Source organism: Blautia marasmi (genome assembly GCF_900258535.1).
Lineage (GTDB): Bacteria > Bacillota > Clostridia > Lachnospirales > Lachnospiraceae > Blautia > Blautia hominis.
Window position 1 is genome coordinate 6,050,764 of the sequence record NZ_OIWX01000001.1, and the last position, 22,178, is coordinate 6,072,941.

Sequence of the window (22,178 nt, forward strand, 5' to 3'; positions counted from 1 at the left end):
AGTGGACAATAGCAGAAAACCGGGGGCTAAACAGCAAAGGACAGGAAGATCTTAGATCCATCTGTCCTGTCCCCGGTCATTATAATACTTTTGATAAAAATTCTCTTAATCTGGGATTTTTCGGGTTTTCAAAAAATTCCTTTGGATGGTTTTCCTCCTGGATCTTTCCCTCATCAATGAAGATCACCCTGGATGCCACCTCTTTGGCGAATCCCATCTCATGGGTGACAACCACCATGGTCATTCCGGACTCTGCCAGTTCTTTCATAAGCTCCAGCACTTCCCCCACCATTTCAGGGTCCAGGGCGGAAGTGGGTTCGTCAAACAGCATAACATCCGGGTTCATAGCCAGTGCTCTTGCGATAGCAATCCTCTGTTTCTGGCCGCCTGAGAGCATGTCCGGGTATGTGTCTGCTTTTTCCGGGAGCCCGACTCTTGCCAGAAGCTCATCCGCTTTCTGTGACGCTTCGCTCTGTGTCATGAGTTTTAACTTCACAGGGGCCAGCATAATATTTTCCTTTACTGTCATGTTCGGAAAAAGGTTAAACTGCTGGAATACCATGCCAATCTTCTGGCGGTGACGGTTGATATCAACCTTTGGATCCGTAATATCTGTACCCTCAAACAAAATCCTGCCGCCTGTGGGCACTTCCAGCAGGTTCAGGGAACGAAGAAATGTGGATTTACCGGAACCGGAAGGACCAATGACTGCAACCACTTCACCCTGACGGATATCCGTTGTTATGCCGTCCAGCACGTTATTCTCTCCAAAAGCTTTCTTAAGCCCCTGTACTTCCAGTAAAATGTTGTTATCGCTCATTGGTTCTCAACTTCCTTTCCAGCTTATTCATACATGCTGTTAAAATCATAACCAGTACCAGATAAATCAGGGCGGCTGCCAGCAGAGGCAGGTACGCATTATAAGTACGGCTCTGGATCAGCATAGCGCCCTTTGTCAGATCCATCATACCGATGTAGCCCACAATAGAAGTCTCTTTTAAGAGCACGATCATCTCATTGACCAGTGCAGGAAGCACATTCTTAAATGCCTGGGGCATAACAATGGACTTCATGGTCTGAGAATAGTTAAGCCCCAGAGAACGCCCGGCTTCAAACTGTCCCTGGTCCACTGACATAATACCGGAACGGACAATCTCCGCCACATACGCTCCTGAGTTAATACCAAAAGCAAGGCCGCCCACCAGCACAGGGTTGATGGAAAAGCTGCCAAAAATAACAAAATTCATGATCAATAACTGGATCATGGTTGGCGTACCGCGGATAACCGTCAGATAAACTTTAAATACCCCGTTCAGGATCTTAAAAGAACCGTTTTTGTCATGGCTGGAACGCACAATGGCTACCAAAAATCCGATGATGATACCGATGATCACTGCCAGAAGTGTGATGAGCAGTGTATTTCTCAAACCTTCCAGCAGCCACATATACCGGTCATCTTTTATAAAGTTGTTATAAAGCTGTTGTGAAATCCCTAATACACACATTTTTCCACCTGTCTTACTTTCTCCCGCAAGGAAAGCTGCCGGCAGGATCGTCAGCAGCTTTTCTTTTCAAGGGTCCTCTTTATTTCTTTACTATGATAACCTGGCTTGCATTTGCATAAGTATCCGTAAAATCAACACTTTCCAGACGTTCTTCATTTACAGTCATACCAGCTGCACCAAAGTCTGCTTTTCCGGACTGCACTGCAGGAAGGATCGCGTCAAATTCCATATCGGAAACTTCCAGCTCATATCCCAGTTTGTCACAGATAGCCTGAGCAATATCTACGTCGATGCCCACAATAGATTCACCGTCGTGGTATTCCCACGGCTCAAATTCCGCGTTGGTCGCCATTACCAGTTTGCCTTTGGAACGGTCAGCATCCGCAGGTGATTCATATGGGTTTTTGCCCGCCTCATCGCCAATGTAATTGTTTACGATATCGGAAAGAACACCTTCCTTTTCCAGTTCTCCCAGAGCTTTGTTGAAGGCATCTTTCAGCTCTGTATTTCCCTTTTTCATACTGATGGCATACTGCTCATCATCAAACTGGTCCTCGATCATCTTCAGGTCGTCATTCAACTCAACAAATTTCTTGGCCGGCTCTGTATCGATCACCACACAGTCAATCTGGCCTTTTTTCAGCGCCTGGATTGCCTGAGCGCCTTTGTTATAGCGCTTTACTTCTTTGGCCCCCACAGAAGGTTCTGATACCGTAGTATCACCTGTTGTTCCAAGCTGTACGCCGATAACGGCATCCTTCAGATCCTCTTTTGACTCAATTTTCTTTGTGCTGCTGCCGCATCCTGCCAGAGACAGTACCATGGCAGCTACTAAAGCTGCTGCTGCTAATTTTTTCATATTCCTCTCTCCTTATGCATTCATTTTTATGCATTATTAATGTATATTATGTATTTTTATTCAACTGATTAGCATTATATCAGTTTTACACACAAATTTCAACAGAAAACCGCAAAAACAATACACGCGTTTACACCTTCCCGCGTCACAGCACTGCTGTTTTATGGGTATAAAGGCAAAATCCTGATTTCTGGACATAGTTTCAGCCGGAGCATATAAACTCCGGCTGTTTTCCTAATACACTACAATCGGTGTATTCACTTCAATATTATTGTAAATCATTTGTACCGCATCAATCGGCGTGTTGACACAGCCATGAGAACCATTGCTCAGATAGATATCACCGCCGAACGCATCCCTCTTCACCAGGTCGTGGATGCCCACGCCGCCGTTGAATGGCAGCCAATAGGTAACCGGCTCTTCATAATCAATACTTCCGTCCGGCTTTTTCCCCACAAGGGTGAAAGGACTCTTTTTGTCTTTCAGATTCCAGGCACCTCCTGCCGGTGTTGCATGTCCTGTGTTTGGATTACCAGTCACTACCGGAGTATCCACAACAAGGCTGCCGTTTTTATAGAACCACATATGCTGCTGGGAAATGGATATCTCCACATAAGTGCCGTCAATCTCATTGCCGTCATGTTTCTGTGCCTTGTACAGCCAGGTCACTTCCAAAGTTGTACTCTGTCCGGCATTGAGCGTGTTCATCAGGGACTCTGTGGTCTTATCCTGCCACAACTGCCAGCCATAGTCGCCTCCGGTAAGATGAACCGTACTTCCGCCTGTAGTAACAAAGTCTCTAGCTTTTCCTTTAGTGTTGTATACTGTGGAAAGGTCTATAATATATTGCTTCACCGTAGGCTCGTCAAAATAATAATTGCCAGCGTCGTCTTTCTTCAGCCAGGATTTCAAAAGGTCTCTGGTGATCGTTTCCTGCCCATGACCGAAATCCAGAACGATCTGCATGGTAGTCAATGCATTCAGCTTATCTCTTTCCTGGGTCAGAGCCGCGTCATCCTGCCGTACAGCAGGCGCCTGATAACAGCCTGACTCCTCCAGGGAGACTTCCCCTTTCCTTCCGTTCACAGCATCCTTGATCACCTTCACTGTCTTTTCCTGATCCAGGGTATTGCCTTCCACCTCAGGGACAATCTGATATGCTTCCCCGGTATCCTCCAGATAAGCATCCTGCGGCGCTGTCATATTTTCCGGCTTGAGACAGGCCAGGCTGCTGATAACCGTATCCAGACTTGCCTCATCATAGGAATTATCCAGGCTCACCTCATAATTCTTATTTTTTGCCAGGCTGAATATCCACAGCCAGGAATTCTGGTCCTTCAAAAGCTGTTCCAGTTCTCCGTCATCCTTATAAGTCAGCTTGATGTCAGCGGCCTGTACCACATCCTGCTTGTCATCCCGCTCTTTGATGGTCAATGCATAAGTTTCCGCTTCCTTTTTGATGATCTCCTTGATGTAGTCCACCGATTTTTCACTGCAGTCATATCCATTGATGGTGGTTCCGCTGTAGAATTTATCCTGGTAATAATACCCTACCGCACAGTAAATTCCTACCACTGCCAGCAGCAGCACGATCAGCAATGCTATCAGTATTCTTTTGACAACCTTGCTTTTTCCCTTATTCTTTTTTTCTGTTTTTTTGTTTTCTTTTGTTTTTTTACTCATTTTCACACCCTTTAATTATTAGACGCATTTCTCCCCTAAAAAGTTTCACATGGATTATTTTAACGCAAAATACGACAAAAAGGAAGAGGTTTCAGGCATACACTTGAAATTTTAGGAAATTTTCATTATGATGTTAATAAAACGAAACAGTTTTGGTAAAGAAATGAAATGTTTGGAGGAAAATCGCTGATGAACCAGACGGACGAATATAAAAATTGTTCACTCTGCCCAAGAAACTGCCATGTTGACCGTCATTTGCGCAGAGGCTACTGTCAATGTACCGACAAACTGATGGCTGCCAGAGCTGCCCTGCACCATTGGGAGGAGCCGTGTATCAGCGGTACAAAGGGCAGCGGCACTATTTTTTTCACAGGCTGTACACTCCGCTGCTGCTTTTGCCAAAATCATTCCATAAGCAGCCAGGGGTTTGGAAAAGAAATCTCTCCGGACAGACTGTCTGAAATTTTCCTGGAGCTACAGGATGCCGGGGCCCACAATATCAATCTGGTGACACCCACTCAATATCTGCCCTCCATCCTCCCTGCCCTTGACCGGGTAAAAAGCCGTCTTCATATACCGGTTGTCTACAACTGCGGAGGATATGAAAAACAGGAAACCTTAGCGCTTCTGGATGGCTATGTGGATATCTATCTGCCGGATCTAAAATATCATGACAGTGAACTGTCCGCTTGTTACTCCGGAGCCGCCGATTATTTTTCCGTGGCTTCCAAAGCCATTCAAGTTATGATAGAACAGAAGGGTGCACCCGTCTTTGACAAAGACGGCCTTTTGAGAAGCGGTGTCATCATCCGGCACATGGTTCTTCCCGGCAGCCGAAAAGACTCCCTCCGTCTGCTGCACTGGATAAAGGAAACGCTTCCGGATGACCACTATCTCATCAGCCTGCTGAGCCAGTTTACTCCTTTCTATAAAAGCAGCGAGCATCCAAAGCTCAACCGCAGAATTACCACATATGAATATGAAAGTGTACTGAACGAAGCCATCCGCCTTGGCCTCACAGACGGATATATGCAGGAAAAGAGCAGTGCCAAAGAGGAATATACCCCGCCTTTTGACCTTGAGGGAATCCAGGCCCCGGGTCATCCCTGACAAAAAAGCCCTCCCTTTTACAGGGAAGGCTTTTCTAATGCTGCAATAGATTATTTATAATTGACGATCTGTCCAAAATCCGGTTTCAGGGAAGCGCCGCCTACCAAACCGCCGTCGATATCGTTCTGAGCGAACAGTTCCGGAGCTGTCTTAGCATTTACAGATCCGCCGTACTGGATACGGATAGCTTCTGCAGTTGCCTGGTCATAGACTTCAGCGATACATGCACGGATGTCTGCACAAACTTCCTGTGCCTGCTCTGTCGTAGCTGTTTTTCCTGTTCCGATAGCCCAGATCGGTTCATAAGCGATAACCGCTGTCTTTGCCTGGTCTGCTGTCACACCCTGGAATCCAACTTTAACCTGCTGACGGATAAAGTCCATGGTCACACCCTGTTCCCTCTGCTCCAGAGTCTCTCCGCAGCACATGATCGGAGTGATTCCGTGTTCAAATGCTTTCAGCATTTTTTTGTTTACCGTCTCATTTGTCTCTGCGAAGTATTCTCTTCTCTCAGAATGACCTAAAACAACATATTTTACACCTGCGTCTGTGAGCATGTTGGGAGCGATCTCGCCTGTGTAGGCACCTTTCTCCTCATAGTACATGTTCTCAGCGCCAACCTGGATGTTTGTGCCTTTGCAAGCCTCCACGACCGGGATGATATCAATTGCAGGTACGCAGAATACTACGTCCACTTCTTCGTTTGCTACCAGAGGTTTTAATGTGTTTACTAATTCAACTGCCTCGCTGGGAGTCATGTTCATCTTCCAGTTACCAGCAACAATTTTTCTTCTTGCCATGATCCGATTTTCTTCTTTCTATCTTCCCGCAAGCGGCGGGATATTTTATTTATCGTTCGCTGCTGCCACACCCGGCAGTTCTTTGCCTTCCAGGAATTCCAGGGAAGCACCGCCTCCTGTGGAGATGTGTGTCATCTTGTCCCCATATCCCAGGATATTGACAGCTGCTGCTGAATCACCGCCGCCGATAATGGTGGTAGCGTCTGTATCAGCCAGTGCTTTTGCAACTTCTTCTGTTCCATGAGCAAAATTCGGCATCTCAAAACATCCCATTGGTCCGTTCCATACTACAGTCTTGGCATCTTTGACAGCTTCACAGAAAATTTTCTCTGTCTCAGGTCCGATATCCATGCCTTCCCATCCGTCCGGAATCTCACCGCGTTTTGCCACCTGGATGTTGCAGTCATTTGAGAAGTCATCACCAATACGGTTGTCCACCGGCAGTAAAAGTTTTACGCCTTTTTCTTCTGCTTTTTTCATCATATCCAGTGCATACTGCAGATAGTCATCCTCACAGAGAGATGTACCGATGTGTCCGCCCATAGCCTTTGAGAATGTGTAGGACATTCCGCCGCCGATGATCAGGGTGTCCACTTTGTCAAGCAGGTTGTTGATAACAGAAATCTTGCTGGAAACTTTAGCGCCGCCTAAGATCGCAACAAAAGGTCTCTTAGGATTGTCCACTGCATTTCCCAGGAAGTCGATCTCTTTCTGCATCAGATATCCGACAACTGCGGTATCTACAAACTGTGTCACACCAACATTGGAGCAGTGTGCTCTGTGGGCAGTACCAAATGCATCATTTACAAATACATCGCACAGAGATGCCAGCTCTTTGCTGAATGCCTCTCCGTTCTTCGTCTCTTCTGCACGGTAACGTGTATTTTCCAGTAAAACAACATCTCCGTCTTTCATTGCCTGGACAGCAGCCTTTGCATTTGGTCCGACTACTTCCGGGTCAGCGGCAAATTTTACTTCCTGTCCCAGTAATTCTGACATTCTCTTTGCAACAGGTGCTAAAGATAATTCCGGTTTTGCCTCTCCCTTGGGTTTGCCCAGGTGAGAACACAGGATCACTTTTCCGCCGTCAGCGATCAGCTTCTTGATAGTTGGAAGAGCTGCTACCAGACGATTTTCATCTGTGATCTTACCATCCTGAAGGGGAACGTTGAAATCACAGCGGACTAAAACTTTTTTACCTTTTACGTTGATGTCATCAACTGATTTTTTGTTGAGCATTGGATGATGCCTCCTTTAATATTTGTTCTTGTAACGGTTCAGTATCCCCACATCTGCAGACAAAGATCCATGCAGAATTGCCTTTGGTGATGGGATTTTACCTGGCTGCGGAATGTTTTCCTTACGGCCAGCTCAGTAAATGGGCAGACCTGCTGAATCGTTACTTGTTCTTATCAAATAATACTTCCCATTTCACGAATGGACGAAAGAAGCCCGGTCCAAAATAGACCGGACCCCTTAATGAGTCATTATTCATAACTATTCCATCCATGGAGCAGTTACGAGTATCCGCCCGTTAAAATCGCTCTGCGATGGAACGAATACCTGCTGCCGCCACTCTTATGCACGGTCTGCTCAGTAAATACGCAGGCCCGGCTGAATGGTTATCTTTATTCTTAATGATTATTTCTCTAATAATTTTCCGAAGTATTTGATTGTTCTTACCATCTGGCTTGTGTAAGAATTCTCATTGTCATACCAGGAGATTACCTGTACTTCTGTTGTGCCATTGTCTAACGGCATAACCATTGTCTGAGTTGCATCAAACAGAGAACCATATCTCATACCGATAACATCGCTGGATACGATTTCATCTGTGTTGTATCCGAAGGACTCTGTAGCCTGCTCTTTCATGATTGCATTTACCTGATCTACAGTTACAGTTCCGTCAACAACTGCTGTCAGAATTGTAGTAGAACCTGTCGGGGTCGGAACACGCTGAGCAGATCCGATCAATTTGCCGTTCAGTTCCGGGATAACCAGACCGATAGCTTTTGCAGCACCTGTGCTGTTCGGAACGATATTAACTGCTGCTGCACGGGATCTTCTTAAATCACCTTTTCTCTGCGGTCCGTCCAGTGTCATCTGATCACCTGTGTAAGCGTGGATCGTGCACATGATACCGGATTTGATCGGAGCCAGGTCATTTAATGCTTTTGCCATTGGTGCCAGGCAGTTTGTTGTACAGGAAGCAGCTGAGATGATGTTGTCATCTTTTGTCAGTGTCTCATGGTTTACATTGTAAACGATGGTCGGAAGGTCGTTTCCAGCCGGAGCGGAGATAACAACTTTCTTAGCGCCTGCTTTGATATGTGCTTCTGCTGCACTTTTGGATGTATAGAAACCTGTACATTCCAGAACTACATCTACACCGATCTCTCCCCAAGGAAGTTCTTCAGCTTTTGCTTTTGCGTAGATCTTGATCTCTTTTCCATCAACTGTGATGGAGTCTTCACCTGCTGTTACTGTATCGCCAAGTGCATATCTTCCCTGTGTAGAGTCATATTTCAGTAAGTGAGCTAACATTGTCGGAGATGTTAAATCATTGATCGCTACGATTTCAAATCCTTCTGCTCCAAACATCTGTCTGAAAGCAAGACGTCCAATACGTCCAAATCCATTGATTGCTACTTTTACTGCCATGTTATTCATTCCTCCTAAAAGTGTTTGTATTCCGTGAGGTTTCTATTAAGATTGTTAAAGAAACATCAACCTATTTGATATTGTACCTAATCTGAGACAAAAATTCAAGCATAAAATGAAAAATCGTACCAGTTTTACATTCTCTTTATGTACAATTCCCTTTCTTTCCTATATAATTAGGGCAGCAAAAGAAAAGGAGATGTCATCTATGTACGCAGATTATCACATGCACACGTCATTTTCCAGTGACAGCGAAGCCCCTATGGAACATATGGTCCTTGGGGCTATTCACAGAAATATGCCCAGCATTTGCTTCACGGAACATATGGATTTCGATTTTCCTCCCGGAGAGTTTGATTTTCTGGTGGATATGCCGGCCTACCGGAAGAAACTGATGGAACTCAAAAAGAAGTATGAGGATAAAATAGAGATATATTTCGGTATGGAGCTTGGACTCCAGCCCCATCTGACCGGAAAACTGCCCTCCTTTGCCGCCAGCTTTCCCTTTGACTTTATCATCGGCTCTGTACATGTTGCGGACGGATGTGACCCCTATGACAGGATATTCTTTGAAAACCGCAGTGAGGAGGAGGCCTACCGCAGTTACTTTACCTGTCTTCTTGAAAACCTGAAAGTCCTTTCCTGCTTTGATGTATGCGGTCATATTGACTATGTGGTGCGCTATGGCCCCAACCGTAATCTGTACTACTCCTACGAAAAATACAGGGATATCCTGGACGAGATTCTTCATGTGCTGGTGCAGAAAGGCATTGGTCTGGAGTGCAATACAGCCGGCTTCAAATACGGCCTGGGCCACCCCAATCCCACAGAGAACATACTGATCCGTTATCGGGAACTGGGCGGCGAAATCCTGACCATCGGTTCCGACGCCCACGCACCGGAACATATCGCCTATGATTTTGAACGTGCCGGAGCGCTTTTAAAGGAATGCGGCTTCAAATATTATACTGTTTTTAAAAACAGAAAACCGGAATTTCTTCCTTTATAAAAGAATCCCGGTCCCAAAAAGCATCAGGCCGGCAGCCTTTCCTGCCCGCCAACGGTTCCCACAGGGTATTGTTCTGCGCGGCTGCCTGTACTGGTGCTGTTTTTATCACAGCCATTTCACCTGGCTGCCATATGCGATCTTAGGTATCACAGTGCGATAAATACTGTCCAGTTCTTCCCTGCAGCGCATTTGTCTATGCTCTTCCTCCATACAGTCCGCCTTTCCCAAAATCCTGTATTCCACGCCAAACAGGCGGCATATATTCCGGGAATCAAAAAAGCCGTTCTTTTCATAAAAGCTGATTCTTCTTCTGCGAACCTGTCTTTCCGTCTCCCGGGCTGCAAAAGATGGTTCTTCAGATTCTACCATGACCAGATTCTCCCCAAATACATCCTGAAGTGCCCGAAGACACGCGCTGCCATATCCTCTGTCTCTCAGGGACGGCAGCACAGCCAGATAATCAATGAGATATGCCCTGCCCGATGGTGCCTTTATCAAAAATGCGTAACCTGCCAGTTCCCTTTCATTATAAAACCCGTACCCTTCACCTCTGTTCTGCTCTATGAGCATCAAAATACTTTTCAGCGGTTTAAGCTCTGCCCTTGGAAAATCCTTTTTCATATAGCTTTTATATATATACCGGATTCTCTCCTCGTCCAGCAATTCTGCTTTCACTTTCAAGTTTTTCTTTCCCTCCATGTAAAAAATATGGGATACGTCCCCAGCATGTCCCGCCTATTAAGCTGATTACAAACTTTGTGGACACGAATCTAAAAACTGCCCGGAAAACAGAAAGCTAAAAAGTCTGTTTCCCAGGCAGGTTTACTATGTAAGTTACTGCTCACTCCGTGTCCAGTAAACGCTTCGCGATACACAGATATGGAGCATTCTGCCCCATATCGCGCTGGCTGCCTGGGGATTTTCATGCTTTCGGCATGAAAACGCCTCCCGGTACAGTGGTCCGTGAACAGTAACCCATGTAGATCATTATAAAATAATACCGCCCCCGGCAACATATTCTCCATCATAGAAAACAACTGCCTGCCCGGGCGTAACGGCTCTCTGAGGTTCCTCAAAGATCACCCGAATCCTATCCTCATCCTCCCTGTGGATGACAGCGGGAGCACCTCTGTGATTATATCTTATTTTTGCCATAACACGCATATCCTCCCGCAGATCGTGAATGGACATAAAATTGATCCTGTCACAGACAAGCTCTCTTTGAAACAGATCCTCATTTTCCCCGATCACCACCTCATTGCTCTCGGGGCGGATTTCTGTCACAAAGACAGGATGTCCCATTGCAAGGCCCAGGCCTTTCCGCTGTCCAATGGTATAATGGGTAATCCCCTTATGGCGGCCGATCACCGTACCGTCTGCCAGCACATAATTGCCCTCTTCAATCTTATTCTGCGTATTTTCTTCTATAAACCCGGCGTAATCCTTATCCGGCACAAAGCAGATTTCCTGGCTGTCCTTTTTTTTCGCCACCGGAAGGCCAATCTGTTCTGCGATCTTTCTGATTTCATCTTTTTCATAGACACCCACAGGCATCAGTGTGTGTGAGAGCTGGAACTGGGTCAGATTGTACAGGGCATATGTCTGGTCCTTCCCTGTGGCATCTGACATTTTCAGGGAGTATCTGCCGCTGTCCGTCTGCACGATTTTGGCGTAATGGCCTGTGGCGATATAGTCTGCACCGATTTCCATACTCCTTTTCAGCAGGGATTCCCACTTCACATAGCGGTTGCAGGCAATACAGGGGTTAGGCGTCCGGCCGTCCAGATATTCCCCGATGAAATAGTCAATGACGTTTTCCTTAAACTCATTCTTAAAATTCATCACGTAGTAGGGAATCTCCAGCATATTCGCCACTCTTCTGGCATCATCCACTGCGCTTAAACCGCAGCAGCCGCCGTTCTCCTCCTGTGCTGCATTGTCCTCATCCTGCCAGATCTGCATGGTGACTCCAATCACATCATATCCCTGTTCTTTCAGCAGATAGGCCGCCACAGAGGAGTCCACACCGCCGGACATCCCCACAACTACCTTCTTTTTTTTCATTAATACTCTTCCTCTACTTCCTCTTCGGAGATATCACTCTTGGGCTTATCCAGACCCTCAATCTTAATCCCATGCTTTTCCGCATAATCCCAGAGAGCTGCGTGGATAGCCTCCTCCGCAAGCAGGGAGCAGTGTACTTTCACGGGAGGAAGTCCGTCCAGGGCTTCCATAACCGCTTTGTTTGTCACCTGCAGGGCTTCCTGAATGGTTTTTCCCTTCACAAGTTCTGTAGCCATACTGCTGGTTGCCACTGCGGCGCCGCAGCCGAAGGTTTTGAATTTGCAGTCGTGGATAATGCCGTTCTCGTCAATATCCAGATACATTCTCATGATATCTCCGCACTTGGCATTGCCTACGGTTCCCACACCGCTGGCGCCTTCAATCTCTCCCACATTTCTCGGATTCTGAAAATGGTCCATTACTTTTTCACTGTACATAATATATTTCCTCCATAATTTGTCTGTTTTATTATTTTCTCAGGCTCTGCTCTGTTTTTGTTTCTGTTTTTTTACGAAATCCTCAAACAGCGGAGAAAGTTCACGCAGACGGTTTACAATCTCCTTTATCTGATCCAGTGTGTAATCCAGATCTTCCTTTGTTGTCTCCTCGCTGATGGTCATTCTGAGGGAACCGTGGGCGATCTCATGAGGCAGGCCAATGGCAAGCAGTACATGGGACGGGTCCAGGGAACCTGAGGTACAAGCAGAACCGCTGGACGCTGCGATTCCCTTCATATCCAGCATGATCAGAAGGGATTCTCCCTCAATAAACTGGAAGCTGACATTAATGTTATTTGGCAGACGCCTCTTTGCATCGCCGTTCAGGCGTACATAAGGAATCTCATTTAAAATTCTGCCGATAAAATAATCCCTGAGCTCTATCTCTTTCTTTGTGCGCTCCTCCATAGTCCTGGCTGCGCGCTCTGCTGCCACACCGTATCCCACAATAGCCGGCACATTCTCTGTTCCTGCCCGTCTCTTCCGCTCCTGGGCACCGCCATGTACAAAGCTGCGGATTTTCACGCCCTTGCGGATATATAGGAAACCGATCCCCTTTGGTCCGTTGATCTTATGGCCGCTGGAACTCAGCATGTCGATATTCATCTCATCCACGTCGATTGGAACCTGTCCGAATGCCTGTACCGCATCTGTGTGGAATAAAATATCGTGTTCTTTTGCGATCATACCAATCTCTTTGATCGGCTGGACGGCACCAATCTCATTGTTGGCAAACATAATAGAGATCAGGATCGTCTCCGGTGTGATAGCTTTTAACAGATCATCCATTTTTACGATACCGTTCTCATCCACATCCAGATATGTCACCTTTGCACCACGTTTCTCCAGATATTCACAGGTGTGCAGAATGGCGTGATGCTCAATCTTTGTGGTGATAATATGGTTTCCTTTATTTTTATATGCCTCAAATGCCGCTTTCAGCGCCCAGTTATCTGCTTCGCTGCCGCCTGCGGTAAAATAGATCTCTTCTGCTTTTGCACCCAGCACTTCTGCGATCTGTCCTCTGGCTTTGGTGATGGCCTCCTTGCTCCTCTGTCCGATCTCATAGATGCTGGATGGATTTCCATAGCTTTCCGTGAAATACGGAAGCATGGCATCTACAACCTCCTGTGCTGTCTTTGTTGTTGCTGCATTATCCAGATATATTGTTGTCTTCATATTTCCTCTCTCCTAATTGTCACATTTTTGCACCTGAATCTGCCCCTTATCCCGCATAATGCGGCTTTCCTCTACGAGCTGGTCCAGCATGATGGAATCTACAGTTTCTTTTATACTATTATTGATACGCTGCCATACATATCGGGTGACACATAAGTCAGCACCCTGACAGCTATGTTTTTCTCCTCCATTACAGGTAACGGCATCCAGACTGCCCTCCAGTGCCCGAAGGACATCCCCTACGGAAATCTCACCGGCAGGTCTGGCAAGCTTATATCCGCCCTGCGCACCGCGGACACTTACTACCAACCCGGCACTCTTTAACTTGCGTACCAGCTGTTCCAGATAACTGTCAGAAATATTCTGGCGGGTTGCAATGCTCTGTATGGAAACAGCCTCTGATTCACTGTACAAAGCCAAATCAATCAGGGCTCTCAAGCCGTACCTACCTTTGGTTGATAATTTCAAATCATCACCATCCTTTTCAAATTCCGACTGTTTTACTCGGATTTAACTGTAGAATATCATTCTTATCCTGTTCTGTCAAGATACTTTTTGGAATATATTGTGAAAAAGGCTATAAAAGTTACTGTTGCTTTCTCTGCTGCTAGAGCGTGTTTGAAAGTTGCTTTCGGCAAGCTGTGCGTCGCCGGGGCACTGGTAACTATAAAGGACTTCTTATGGATAACAAACATATTTTGCTGAAAGGAACACTTATCCTGACTCTGGCCGGTTTCCTGACAAAAATCCTTGGGTTTCTCTATAGAATATTCCTGTCGCAGACAATTGGTGCACAGGGGATGGGTATCTACCAGCTTATCTTTCCCATCCACACCCTCTGTTTTGCACTGACAGTAGGAGGAATCCAGACAGCGATCTCCCGCTTCGTGGCCGCCAGGGTCGCTCTGAAGGATGAACAGGGTGCCCGGGATATTTTTCTGATCGCCACTTCCCTGTCCATGGCAATATCCTTTGCCGTCACCTTTTTGCTGTACCGCCATGCCTCCTGGTTTGCCGTACATATCCTGCTGGAGGAGCAGTGTACCGATCTGCTGCGCGTCTCCTCCCTGTCCATTCCTATGGGCACCTTCCATTCCTGCGCCTACGGCTATTATATTGCCAGGAAGAAGACCGGGATCCCCGCATGGTCCCAGCTTGTGGAACAGACCGCCCGCATGAGTGCCACGTATCTTCTCTATCTGGTATGGACCGGGGAAGGACACCCGCTCACACCTATGCTGGCTGTTGTGGGACTTTTTGCAGGAGAACTGGTCTCTATGCTTTTTTCCCTGCTTTTTATTCTTTGGGATTACAGAAAGTATCATTACCAAATCAGCAATATCCATGCGCCCGGAAAAGATTTAAAAGACATTGTTTCCCTGTCCCTGCCGCTAACAGGCAACAGGCTGTTTATCAATATCCTTCACAGCATGGAATCTGTACTGATACCCGGCCATCTGCGGCTTTTCGGCATGGACAGCGCCTCGGCACTCTCTGTCTATGGTGTACTGAATGGCATGGCGCTGCCGCTTATACTTTTCCCTTCTGCCATCACCAATGCCGTCTCAGCCATGCTCCTGCCCTCCGTGGCAGAAAACCAGGCAATGGGAAATTATAAAAAAATACGGAGTCTTATCTTCACTACAACCCGTTACTGCCTGCTTCTGGGCTTTCTCTCCACAGCTGTTTTTTATTTTACCGGAGATTTTATGGGGCTGTTTTTATTTAAAAATGAGTTTGCGGGAACCTTTATCAAGACGCTCTCTTTTATCTGTCCCTGCCTGTATCTCTCCAGCACGCTCAGCGGGATTCTGAACGGTTTGGGGGAGACAGGAAAATATTTTGCCCAGAATCTGCTTGGCCTTTCCATCCGTCTGCTTTTTGTATTCTTCATTATTCCCAAATTTGGCATTCTGGGATATCTGTGGGGCCTGCTGGTCAGTGAACTGGCAATCACCCTTCTCACTCTGTATTTCTTAAAAGATTACATGAAAACAGCGCCGGGCGAATAAACCCGGCGCTGTTTTAACAACTATCTTATCCGGTATGGGATATCAATCACTTTACATATTTTCCTATACCTGAGCGGTGAAATTTTCACGCCCTCTCTGGCGTTGCTGGCATGCACCACTTTGCCGTCTCCCAAACTGATCGCCACGTGTTCCGGCATTTGATCCTTTCCGTAAAATACAATACTGCCCGGTCCCGGTGTTTCCCCGTCTGCTTCCTGCCCCTGTCTGGCCATGTCCTTCATATGGTCCGGAAGAGATATTCCAAACTCCTGATAAACAGCTTTCACAAATCCCGTGCAGTCCGTTCCGCCTAAAAGATTCTTTCCATTATACATATATGGTTTGCCCACAAGTGATCTGGCATAAACTGCAGCCTGTTCCCCCAGCGTAAATTTATCTTCCACTTTCTGGAGAACTTCCAAACCCTCTGCCTTTATACCGGTGCCTGTAAAAAACAGCACTACAGGCACTCCAATGAGAAGGGCTGCCGCAAAGGCACTGCCGGCGGTCCATTTTCTCACCTTCATGACAGCTCTCAGTCTGCCGGCCATCCATTTTTCAGAAAACCGTACTCCCGATATCTTCCCCCATTCCCTTCGCTCTTCCAGTCCCAGAAGAAGCATGGCGTATTTCTCCCTCTGGTTCGGCCAAACGGTCTTTACCACCTTTTCATCACAGGCCAGCTCCATGTCACGCTGCGCCAGGAAAAAAAGAATCCATACCACAGGATTAATCCAGTGCACACAAAGGGCTGCTGCCAAAAGGTACTTTAACCCCACATCCATTCTTCTGATGTGGATCCACTCATGTTCCAGCACATAGACCAAAGCTTCCGGATCTAAAAAATGAAATCGGGAGGGCAGAAGAATGACCGGGTGAAGGATACCATAAGTCATGGGGGAAGAGATGGTATCCAGGGTTCTGATGCGGACCTGCCGCCTGCATATATGCTTTTTCTGCCAAGATTGTACCTCTTTGTTCCCTGTCGGCAGGGAAGTTTTCGCGTGTAATACAAAGCGGATATGTGCCAGAAGAAAAAAACACGCCATCGCCACGGCACCTGCTATCCAAACACAAAATCCCACAGAAGCCCCGCCTGCTTTGCCCGCTGCGGCTGCCTGCAAAACATCATGCCCCATTTGAACTACCCCTGTTCCCTCTCCCGCCACGATTCCATGTCCCGATAATATTTCATTGGACCGGATACTACGCCCGGTCCTTTGCCATAAACTGTAGATATTCCATCTTGTCTCCACAGAAAAGGGAATCAAAAGTCTAAAAGCTGCTGCCCACCATAAAAAAACAAAGGTGCGCTTAGGAACACGGTAGAGCAGAAGCATTCTAAGAAAGACTGCCGTCAAAACCAGCAGAGATGCCTGTGTACCCATTATACCAATGTGCATAATACACCTCGCTCACCTTAAATCTTCAACCAGCTTCTTCAGCCTCTCAATCTCTTCACGTTTCAGCTTTCTGCTTCCCAGTATGGATGCAACCAGCAAATCCGGGGAACCATCATACATCTTATCTATCAGTTCCTGCGTCTCAAACTCCCTAGTCTCCTCAATGGTGACCAAAGGTCTGCAGATAAAATTAGGTTCTATTCGTTCTATGGCGCCCTTGTCGATACACTTTTTGATCACCGTGTATGTTGTCGTCTTGCTCCATCCAACCTGTTCTTTCAGACACATAGCAATTTCCCTGGCGCTGATTTCTCCCTTTTCCCACAGCAAATCCATTACTTTCAGTTCCGAATCAAATAACTTTACTGTCATGGCAAAGCTTCCTTCCTGATATGTTTGTTACCTCTATTTTAACCTATCAGGCGTCTCACTGCAACTATTGGCATATAAGCGGCATTGTCACTGACTTTGATTCCTCCCTTCGGATAAGGCTGGCTGTTGGCAGCATGTACAATCTGACCACCGCCCATATAGATTGCCACATGACCTGAATAGAGGATGAGGTCCCCCGGCTGTGCCTCCGTGTAGGATACCCCTCTGCCGCACTGCTCCTGATCTCCAGTATAGTGCGGAAGACTGATTCCAAAATGTTCATATACCTTCATAGTAAATCCGGAGCAGTCTACACCGTCTGTCAGGCTCTCACCACCCCACACATAGCGTCTGCCCACAAACTGCAGTGCATAATTGACTACATCCTCACCGCTGATTCCTCCGCTTTCGGAGGTGTTATCCTCTTTCGTATCCAGGGAAGTGTCTGCATCAGACATCTCCGTGTTTTCAGACGTATCTATACTGTCCTGATCAGCCGATGAATCCGGCTTATTCAACACCGTCCCGCTTTCTTTACTGCTGTTCGTATCAGAATCTTTCACCTTTGGCCCTGAGAACTGTTCTTCTGTGCCGCTTTTGGAGTTCTCTGCCGCCTGTGATTTTGCTGCCTCCTGCGCCTGTTTTTCTGCCTCTTTCTTTCTGGCCTCCTCCAGACGCCTAAGTTCCTGGTTCTGCTCTTCTATCAGGACTTTATACTGGGATGCCTGGACCTGCACTGCCTCAAGCTGTGTTTCATAGTCATCGGCCGCGGCCTTTTTCTCATCCAGAGATGCCTCTAAAGACGCCTTCTGCAGTTCCTGCTCATTTTTCATTTCTTCCAGATCCGCTTTCTCTGCAGTCAGCTTGTCTGATAATTCCTTAACCTGCCTGATCGTCTCTGCATATTCCTCCAGGCTTTTTCTGTCGTAGTCATACAGTTTCTCCGTGTATTCCGCTTTGTTTAGAAAATCCGATAAATCCTCCGCCTCCAAAATGGAGAGCATCCATGCGGCCTGACCGCCCTTTTCGTATATGTACTGGATTCTCTTTTTCATGGCTTTATACTGCTTCTGTTCTGCTTCTTCTGCCTCTCCAAGCCTGGTATGGGTCTCCTCTATCTTCGTCTCTTTACCCGTGATCTGCTCCTTTAGCAGGTCAATCTGCGCAAGGACCCTGACAAGCCTTTGATCCAGCTCATCAATGGCAGAGAGCATCTGCTGCTTCCGGTATTCCAGATCATCAATCATTTGGTTTGCATCCGAGAGTTTTCTGGCATTCTCTTCTTTCTCTGCCTGAATCTCCTCTTCCCGGGCCGCCGATACAGACAGCACCTGGCTGCTGCACAAGGTCAGAGCCAATAAAATGCAGACGAGTCTTTTTCTCATATTCCTGTTATTCCCTTTCATATTATTCGTTCTACTGCAATAGAATACTTTTTCATTCTATTACAATAGAGTAAATATGTCAAGATTTTTTAATATGTCTGTAACATTTTTCTTTTCTTCCAGCTCCGCCTGGCAAAACTGCTCCTCTCACCACCTCCCTGTCCACAGAATTTTACTCCTTGCAGTTCTAATCTTCACCACTTAAACGCTTTAAAGCAAAAAATTATTCAAAACTGTCGACAACTGGAAGGTTTTGTATTATAATATTCAACTAGAAAGTCAAACAAAGGAGATAACTATGAGCTTCAAATTCGTAAAACAACTGCCCTCTCCGGATGAGATCAAGGCACAGGCCCCGGTATCCGAAGAGCTGAAACAGATAAAAGCTAAAAGAGACAAAATGATCTGCGACGTCATCACAGGTGCTTCTGACAAATTTCTTGTCATTGTTGGCCCCTGTTCCGCAGACAATGAAGATTCTGTATGCGACTATACCAACCGTCTCGCAAAGATCCAGAACAAGGTAGAAGACCGCCTGGTACTGGTTCCCCGTATTTATACCAACAAACCACGTACTACGGGAGAGGGTTACAAGGGTATGCTCCACCAGCCGGACCCGGAGGCAAAACCGGACGTACTGGCAGGCATCCTTGCCATCCGCCATATGCATATCCGCTCCCTGCAGGAGACAGGACTCAGCTCCGCGGACGAGATGCTTTACCCGGACAACTATCACTATCTGTCTGACCTGCTCTCCTATGTGGCGATCGGCGCCCGTTCTGTGGAAAATCAGGAACACCGTCTTATGGTAAGCGGCCTGGATGTTCCTGTTGGTATGAAGAACCCCACCAGCGGGGATTTCTCTGTTATGCTCAACTCCGTAGTTGCAGCACAGCAGGGCCATGACTTCATCTCCAGGGGATGGGAAGTCAAGACAGAAGGGAATCCGCTCACCCACACCATTCTGCGTGGTGCGGTGAACAAACACGGCAACACGCTTCCCAACTACCATTACGAGGATCTGCAGCTCCTTCTGGAAATGTACAATGACCGAGACCTGGAAAATCCGGCTGTCATTATTGATGCCAACCATGCCAACTCCGGCAAGAAATACGAACAGCAGGTCCGCATTGTAAAAGAAGTGCTGCACAGCCGCCTGGTATCCCGTGATATCCGCCATCTGGTGAAAGGTGTCATGCTTGAAAGCTATCTGGTATCCGGCTGCCAGAAAATCGGTCCTGATCATATTTATGGAAAATCCATCACAGACCCCTGCCTTGGATGGGAGGAAACAGAAAAACTCCTCTATACCATTGCAGAGCTGTGCTAAACCATAGAAAGCAGGCTCCGTAAATGTTCTTCGGACATAAACAAAAGGCATTTGTATCCAACTTTAAAATAGGGATACAAATGCCTTTTTTGTAAATTTTTCCCAAAAAGAAAGGATCCGAAAACTCATCTCTTTTCGGGTCCTCTATTTTCTCGGATGTGCCTTCAGATACACATCTCTGATCTTGTTCACATTCATATTCAGATAAATCTGGGTTGTTGATATATCGGAATGCCCCAGCATCTCCTGTACACTCTTTAAATCCGCACCGTTCTGCACCAGGTGGGCTGCAAAGGAATGCCGCAGTGTATGAGGTGTAATATCCTGCTGAATCCCTGCAGAGGCTGCGTATGTCTTCAGCACCTTCCAAAATCCCTGCCTGCTCATGGGTTTTCCGGAACAATTAACAAACAGGCAGTCGCTTTCTTTATGGCTTAAAAGCTCCTCCCTTGCCTGCTCCAGATACTCCTTCACCGCCTTTTTCGCCGCGTTTCCAAAAGGTATTACCCTCTCCTTCTCACTGGCCTCACAGGTGATATATCCCAGTTTTAAATTTATATTTTCCAGCTTCAGTCCAATCAGCTCGCTCACCCGGATTCCTGTAGCGTATAAAAGTTCCAGCATTGCTTTATCCCGGACTCCCTTGGCTGTATTTTCCTTTGGCTGGTTCAACAACAAATCGACTTCTTCTACAGTAAGAATCCCAGGCATCTTCTTTTCAATCTTAGGCGCCTTCAGTATATCTGCCGGATTCTCCAAAAGCAATCCCTGCTGACAGCAATACTGAAAAAAAGCACGCATTGACGCGATACTCCTGGAAATAGTGGAAGCGGCAAATTTCTCCCGCTCCAGATACATCTCATAAGAATTCAGATTCGTGGCGGTCACATTCTGGACCCTGTCCACTCCTTCATTCCCCAGAAACTGTTCCATCTTTCGCAAATCCCGTTCATAGGATACTTCTGTATTTTTGGAAGTGCCTTTGGTGTTATGTAAATAGGCTATAAACTCTTCAATCTCGCACTTCATGTATGATTATCCCTCGTTAAGTTTTTTATTTCATTCCGCATTCCAAGTCCATAAGTTTTCCCGGAATGACACAGCATTTAACCCGCTGTTCCATGAAAAAGGCCACACCTTTCCAAATCATAATGAAATTATATATCAACTTCCATAGAAAAAGCAAACGGATTTTTCCAAAGTTTTTCTTGTTTTTCAGGCTTTTTTTACATTTCCACAACATATCGAAAAAGCACTAATTATGTCTACCAGATGTGGTAAAATTCCAATTGTTAATTTTTTGTTAATTTTTTATAAAAACCTCTCAATCACAAAACTCAACACGTTTTGATTTACATAACTTTCCATAAAAAGGGCAAGCAGGAATAAGATACCAATGCCTGTCATAAAAAACAGATACGCTCTGTAATCCGCCCTCACCCGGATTCCCTTCCCCCAATACTTCTGGCTCATCTGCACAATAAAGAAAAAAAACAGCAGCACAGAAGGCACATAAAAAATCCCCTGAGGAAAAAAACAGGCAAGTGCCGCTCCAATCCCCCGAATCCCATACTCCATCAAAAACACCGTCATCAGATTCCCGCCCAAGAAACCCGGCCAAAGCAGCCCTCCCAATACCAAGGGAATCCCAAAAGGTGTCACACCGCTAATCATATAAAGCAGAACCCAACCCCCCCTTCTCTCAAACAGCCGCAGAAAGATCCCGCTCCCCGAAACACTCCCCGCCGCCCGATCCGCCATATAAACCCCCAGCAGACTGGTCTGATACCCCGCATAATTCCTCAAAAAATTACTACACAGCACCCCCACCACAAATCCCCCCAAATACAGAAGGAAAAACACATTCAAATATTTTTTCATAATCTCACCCTATATATTCTATGCCCCTCCCCCCACAATTAGTACCCACCTCCTTCTACTGCTTCTCTCCTTCCACAGACGCTCTAAGATAAGCTGCTTTTCTCCTTCCGCAGACACTTTCAAGTAAACTGCTTTTCTCTTTCCGCAGATGCTTTCAGATTAACTGCTTTTCTCCTTCCGCAGACACTTTCAAGTAAACTGCTTTTCTCTTTCCGCAGATACTTTCAGATTAACTGCTTTTCTCCTTCCGCAAACACTTTCAAGTAAACTGCTTTTCTCTTTCCGCAGATACTTTCAGATTAACTGCTTTTCTCCTTCCGCGGACGCTCTCAGGTGAACGGGTCGGTGTGGTGGGGGAATGCGCGTGGAGAAACGGGAGCGGCGGCCTGGGGGAGGGCAGATGGGATACAGGATGGCGAGTGTCAAGC

Annotated in this window: 21 protein-coding genes; 4 read left to right on the forward strand and 17 right to left on the reverse strand. The window is 46.5% G+C overall.

Annotated elements, in window-relative coordinates:
• Nucleotides 1-79: 79 nt before the first annotated feature.
• The 4 genes from C6P39_RS26720 to C6P39_RS26735 form a co-directional block, all read right to left on the reverse strand.
• Nucleotides 80-820: an amino acid ABC transporter ATP-binding protein gene (locus C6P39_RS26720; RefSeq protein ID WP_095172494.1), complete on the reverse strand. Its 741-nt coding sequence runs from the start codon at nucleotides 818-820 to the stop codon at nucleotides 80-82.
• Entirely contained in the window at nucleotides 810-1,505 is a 696-nt protein-coding gene (locus C6P39_RS26725; protein WP_095172493.1) for an amino acid ABC transporter permease, read from the reverse strand. The genes C6P39_RS26720 and C6P39_RS26725 overlap by 11 nt, the downstream gene beginning before the upstream one ends.
• A gap of 79 nt (nucleotides 1,506-1,584) precedes the next feature.
• The gene (locus tag C6P39_RS26730) at nucleotides 1,585-2,364 is read right to left on the reverse strand and encodes a transporter substrate-binding domain-containing protein (protein ID WP_104805751.1); all 780 of its coding nucleotides are present in this window, start codon (nucleotides 2,362-2,364) and stop codon (nucleotides 1,585-1,587) included.
• Between the two features lie 234 nt (nucleotides 2,365-2,598).
• Nucleotides 2,599-4,047 (reverse strand): L,D-transpeptidase family protein, encoded by a 1,449-nt coding sequence (locus C6P39_RS26735; protein WP_104805752.1) that lies wholly within the window; start codon nucleotides 4,045-4,047, stop codon nucleotides 2,599-2,601.
• A 189-nt stretch (nucleotides 4,048-4,236) separates the two neighbouring features.
• On the opposite strand from C6P39_RS26735, the gene C6P39_RS26740 reads away from it, so the two are divergent.
• A complete protein-coding gene (locus C6P39_RS26740) occupies nucleotides 4,237-5,157 on the forward strand; it encodes a radical SAM protein (protein ID WP_167398053.1) in 921 nt (306 codons plus the stop codon).
• Between the two features lie 50 nt (nucleotides 5,158-5,207).
• On the opposite strand, the gene tpiA is transcribed toward C6P39_RS26740, so the two are convergent.
• From tpiA to gap, 3 genes are all read right to left on the reverse strand, one after another.
• Nucleotides 5,208-5,957: a triose-phosphate isomerase gene (gene tpiA / locus C6P39_RS28085; RefSeq protein WP_065541205.1), complete on the reverse strand. Its 750-nt coding sequence runs from the start codon at nucleotides 5,955-5,957 to the stop codon at nucleotides 5,208-5,210.
• Between the two features lie 45 nt (nucleotides 5,958-6,002).
• Nucleotides 6,003-7,196: a phosphoglycerate kinase gene (locus C6P39_RS28090; protein ID WP_095172489.1), complete on the reverse strand. Its 1,194-nt coding sequence runs from the start codon at nucleotides 7,194-7,196 to the stop codon at nucleotides 6,003-6,005.
• 402 nt (nucleotides 7,197-7,598) lie between these two features.
• Nucleotides 7,599-8,618 (reverse strand): type I glyceraldehyde-3-phosphate dehydrogenase, encoded by a 1,020-nt coding sequence (gene gap, locus C6P39_RS26755; RefSeq protein ID WP_104805754.1) that lies wholly within the window; start codon nucleotides 8,616-8,618, stop codon nucleotides 7,599-7,601.
• A gap of 208 nt (nucleotides 8,619-8,826) precedes the next feature.
• Between gap and C6P39_RS26760 the strand changes: the two genes are divergently transcribed.
• On the forward strand, nucleotides 8,827-9,627 hold the full coding sequence (locus C6P39_RS26760; protein WP_104805755.1) for a histidinol-phosphatase HisJ family protein: 801 nt from the start codon (nucleotides 8,827-8,829) through the stop codon (nucleotides 9,625-9,627).
• Nucleotides 9,628-9,732: 105 nt separating this feature from the next.
• Here the strand turns inward: C6P39_RS26760 and C6P39_RS26765 are convergent, their stop codons facing one another.
• The 5 genes from C6P39_RS26765 to C6P39_RS26785 form a co-directional block, all read right to left on the reverse strand.
• The gene (locus C6P39_RS26765) at nucleotides 9,733-10,302 is read right to left on the reverse strand and encodes a GNAT family N-acetyltransferase (RefSeq protein ID WP_242987228.1); all 570 of its coding nucleotides are present in this window, start codon (nucleotides 10,300-10,302) and stop codon (nucleotides 9,733-9,735) included.
• Between the two features lie 312 nt (nucleotides 10,303-10,614).
• The gene (gene mnmA, locus C6P39_RS26770; protein ID WP_104805757.1) at nucleotides 10,615-11,691 is read right to left on the reverse strand and encodes a tRNA 2-thiouridine(34) synthase MnmA; all 1,077 of its coding nucleotides are present in this window, start codon (nucleotides 11,689-11,691) and stop codon (nucleotides 10,615-10,617) included.
• Nucleotides 11,691-12,128 carry a Fe-S cluster assembly scaffold protein NifU gene (gene nifU / locus C6P39_RS26775; RefSeq protein ID WP_065541200.1) on the reverse strand — a complete coding sequence of 146 codons (438 nt, stop codon included), beginning with the start codon at nucleotides 12,126-12,128 and terminating at the stop codon, nucleotides 11,691-11,693. Before nifU ends, mnmA begins: the two co-directional genes overlap by 1 nt.
• A gap of 39 nt (nucleotides 12,129-12,167) precedes the next feature.
• Nucleotides 12,168-13,367 (reverse strand): cysteine desulfurase NifS, encoded by a 1,200-nt coding sequence (nifS, locus tag C6P39_RS26780; protein WP_095172485.1) that lies wholly within the window; start codon nucleotides 13,365-13,367, stop codon nucleotides 12,168-12,170.
• Nucleotides 13,368-13,379: 12 nt separating this feature from the next.
• Nucleotides 13,380-13,835, reverse strand: coding sequence for an RrF2 family transcriptional regulator (locus tag C6P39_RS26785; RefSeq protein ID WP_065541198.1), 456 nt, complete (start codon nucleotides 13,833-13,835; stop codon nucleotides 13,380-13,382).
• Nucleotides 13,836-14,047: 212 nt separating this feature from the next.
• On the opposite strand from C6P39_RS26785, the gene C6P39_RS26790 reads away from it, so the two are divergent.
• The gene (locus C6P39_RS26790; protein WP_104805758.1) at nucleotides 14,048-15,379 is read left to right on the forward strand and encodes a polysaccharide biosynthesis protein; all 1,332 of its coding nucleotides are present in this window, start codon (nucleotides 14,048-14,050) and stop codon (nucleotides 15,377-15,379) included.
• 20 nt (nucleotides 15,380-15,399) lie between these two features.
• Here the strand turns inward: C6P39_RS26790 and C6P39_RS26795 are convergent, their stop codons facing one another.
• The 3 genes from C6P39_RS26795 to C6P39_RS26805 are packed head-to-tail and all read right to left on the reverse strand — an operon-like array spanning nucleotide 15,400 to nucleotide 18,539.
• Nucleotides 15,400-16,782, reverse strand: a complete 1,383-nt coding sequence (locus tag C6P39_RS26795; RefSeq protein ID WP_104805759.1) for a M56 family metallopeptidase — start codon at nucleotides 16,780-16,782, stop codon at nucleotides 15,400-15,402.
• A 12-nt stretch (nucleotides 16,783-16,794) separates the two neighbouring features.
• Nucleotides 16,795-17,154, reverse strand: a complete 360-nt coding sequence (locus C6P39_RS26800) for a BlaI/MecI/CopY family transcriptional regulator (RefSeq protein ID WP_104805760.1) — start codon at nucleotides 17,152-17,154, stop codon at nucleotides 16,795-16,797.
• Nucleotides 17,155-17,192: 38 nt separating this feature from the next.
• The gene (locus C6P39_RS26805) at nucleotides 17,193-18,539 is read right to left on the reverse strand and encodes a C40 family peptidase (protein ID WP_158661702.1); all 1,347 of its coding nucleotides are present in this window, start codon (nucleotides 18,537-18,539) and stop codon (nucleotides 17,193-17,195) included.
• Nucleotides 18,540-18,837: 298 nt separating this feature from the next.
• On the opposite strand from C6P39_RS26805, the gene C6P39_RS26810 reads away from it, so the two are divergent.
• Nucleotides 18,838-19,869 carry a 3-deoxy-7-phosphoheptulonate synthase gene (locus C6P39_RS26810; protein WP_095172482.1) on the forward strand — a complete coding sequence of 344 codons (1,032 nt, stop codon included), beginning with the start codon at nucleotides 18,838-18,840 and terminating at the stop codon, nucleotides 19,867-19,869.
• A 144-nt stretch (nucleotides 19,870-20,013) separates the two neighbouring features.
• On the opposite strand, the gene xerD is transcribed toward C6P39_RS26810, so the two are convergent.
• Nucleotides 20,014-20,898, reverse strand: coding sequence for a site-specific tyrosine recombinase XerD (gene xerD, locus C6P39_RS26815; RefSeq protein WP_095172481.1), 885 nt, complete (start codon nucleotides 20,896-20,898; stop codon nucleotides 20,014-20,016).
• Between the two features lie 282 nt (nucleotides 20,899-21,180).
• Nucleotides 21,181-21,750, reverse strand: a complete 570-nt coding sequence (locus C6P39_RS26825) for a stage II sporulation protein M (protein WP_104805762.1) — start codon at nucleotides 21,748-21,750, stop codon at nucleotides 21,181-21,183.
• Nucleotides 21,751-22,178: the final 428 nt, after the last annotated feature.

Excerpts from the sequence above, each read along its gene's own strand:
- C6P39_RS26720 (WP_095172494.1), bottom strand. The coding sequence starts at position 820 with ATGAGCGATAACAACATTTTACTGGAAGTACAGGGGCTTAAGAAAGCT.
- C6P39_RS26805 (WP_158661702.1), bottom strand. The coding sequence starts at position 18,539 with ATGAGAAAAAGACTCGTCTGCATTTTATTGGCTCTGACCTTGTGCAGC.
- tpiA (WP_065541205.1), bottom strand. The coding sequence starts at position 5,957 with ATGGCAAGAAGAAAAATTGTTGCTGGTAACTGGAAGATGAACATGACT.
- C6P39_RS26825 (WP_104805762.1), bottom strand. The coding sequence starts at position 21,750 with ATGAAAAAATATTTGAATGTGTTTTTCCTTCTGTATTTGGGGGGATTT.
- C6P39_RS26760 (WP_104805755.1), top strand. The coding sequence starts at position 8,827 with ATGTACGCAGATTATCACATGCACACGTCATTTTCCAGTGACAGCGAA.
- mnmA (WP_104805757.1), bottom strand. The coding sequence starts at position 11,691 with ATGAAAAAAAAGAAGGTAGTTGTGGGGATGTCCGGCGGTGTGGACTCC.
- C6P39_RS26740 (WP_167398053.1), top strand. The coding sequence starts at position 4,237 with ATGAACCAGACGGACGAATATAAAAATTGTTCACTCTGCCCAAGAAAC.
- nifU (WP_065541200.1), bottom strand. The coding sequence starts at position 12,128 with ATGTACAGTGAAAAAGTAATGGACCATTTTCAGAATCCGAGAAATGTG.
- xerD (WP_095172481.1), bottom strand. The coding sequence starts at position 20,898 with ATGAAGTGCGAGATTGAAGAGTTTATAGCCTATTTACATAACACCAAA.
- C6P39_RS26790 (WP_104805758.1), top strand. The coding sequence starts at position 14,048 with ATGGATAACAAACATATTTTGCTGAAAGGAACACTTATCCTGACTCTG.
- C6P39_RS26730 (WP_104805751.1), bottom strand. The coding sequence starts at position 2,364 with ATGAAAAAATTAGCAGCAGCAGCTTTAGTAGCTGCCATGGTACTGTCT.
- C6P39_RS26800 (WP_104805760.1), bottom strand. The coding sequence starts at position 17,154 with ATGACAGTAAAGTTATTTGATTCGGAACTGAAAGTAATGGATTTGCTG.
- C6P39_RS26810 (WP_095172482.1), top strand. The coding sequence starts at position 18,838 with ATGAGCTTCAAATTCGTAAAACAACTGCCCTCTCCGGATGAGATCAAG.
- C6P39_RS26725 (WP_095172493.1), bottom strand. The coding sequence starts at position 1,505 with ATGTGTGTATTAGGGATTTCACAACAGCTTTATAACAACTTTATAAAA.
- nifS (WP_095172485.1), bottom strand. The coding sequence starts at position 13,367 with ATGAAGACAACAATATATCTGGATAATGCAGCAACAACAAAGACAGCA.
- gap (WP_104805754.1), bottom strand. The coding sequence starts at position 8,618 with ATGGCAGTAAAAGTAGCAATCAATGGATTTGGACGTATTGGACGTCTT.
- C6P39_RS26735 (WP_104805752.1), bottom strand. The coding sequence starts at position 4,047 with ATGAGTAAAAAAACAAAAGAAAACAAAAAAACAGAAAAAAAGAATAAG.
- C6P39_RS26795 (WP_104805759.1), bottom strand. The coding sequence starts at position 16,782 with ATGCACATTGGTATAATGGGTACACAGGCATCTCTGCTGGTTTTGACG.
- C6P39_RS28090 (WP_095172489.1), bottom strand. The coding sequence starts at position 7,196 with ATGCTCAACAAAAAATCAGTTGATGACATCAACGTAAAAGGTAAAAAA.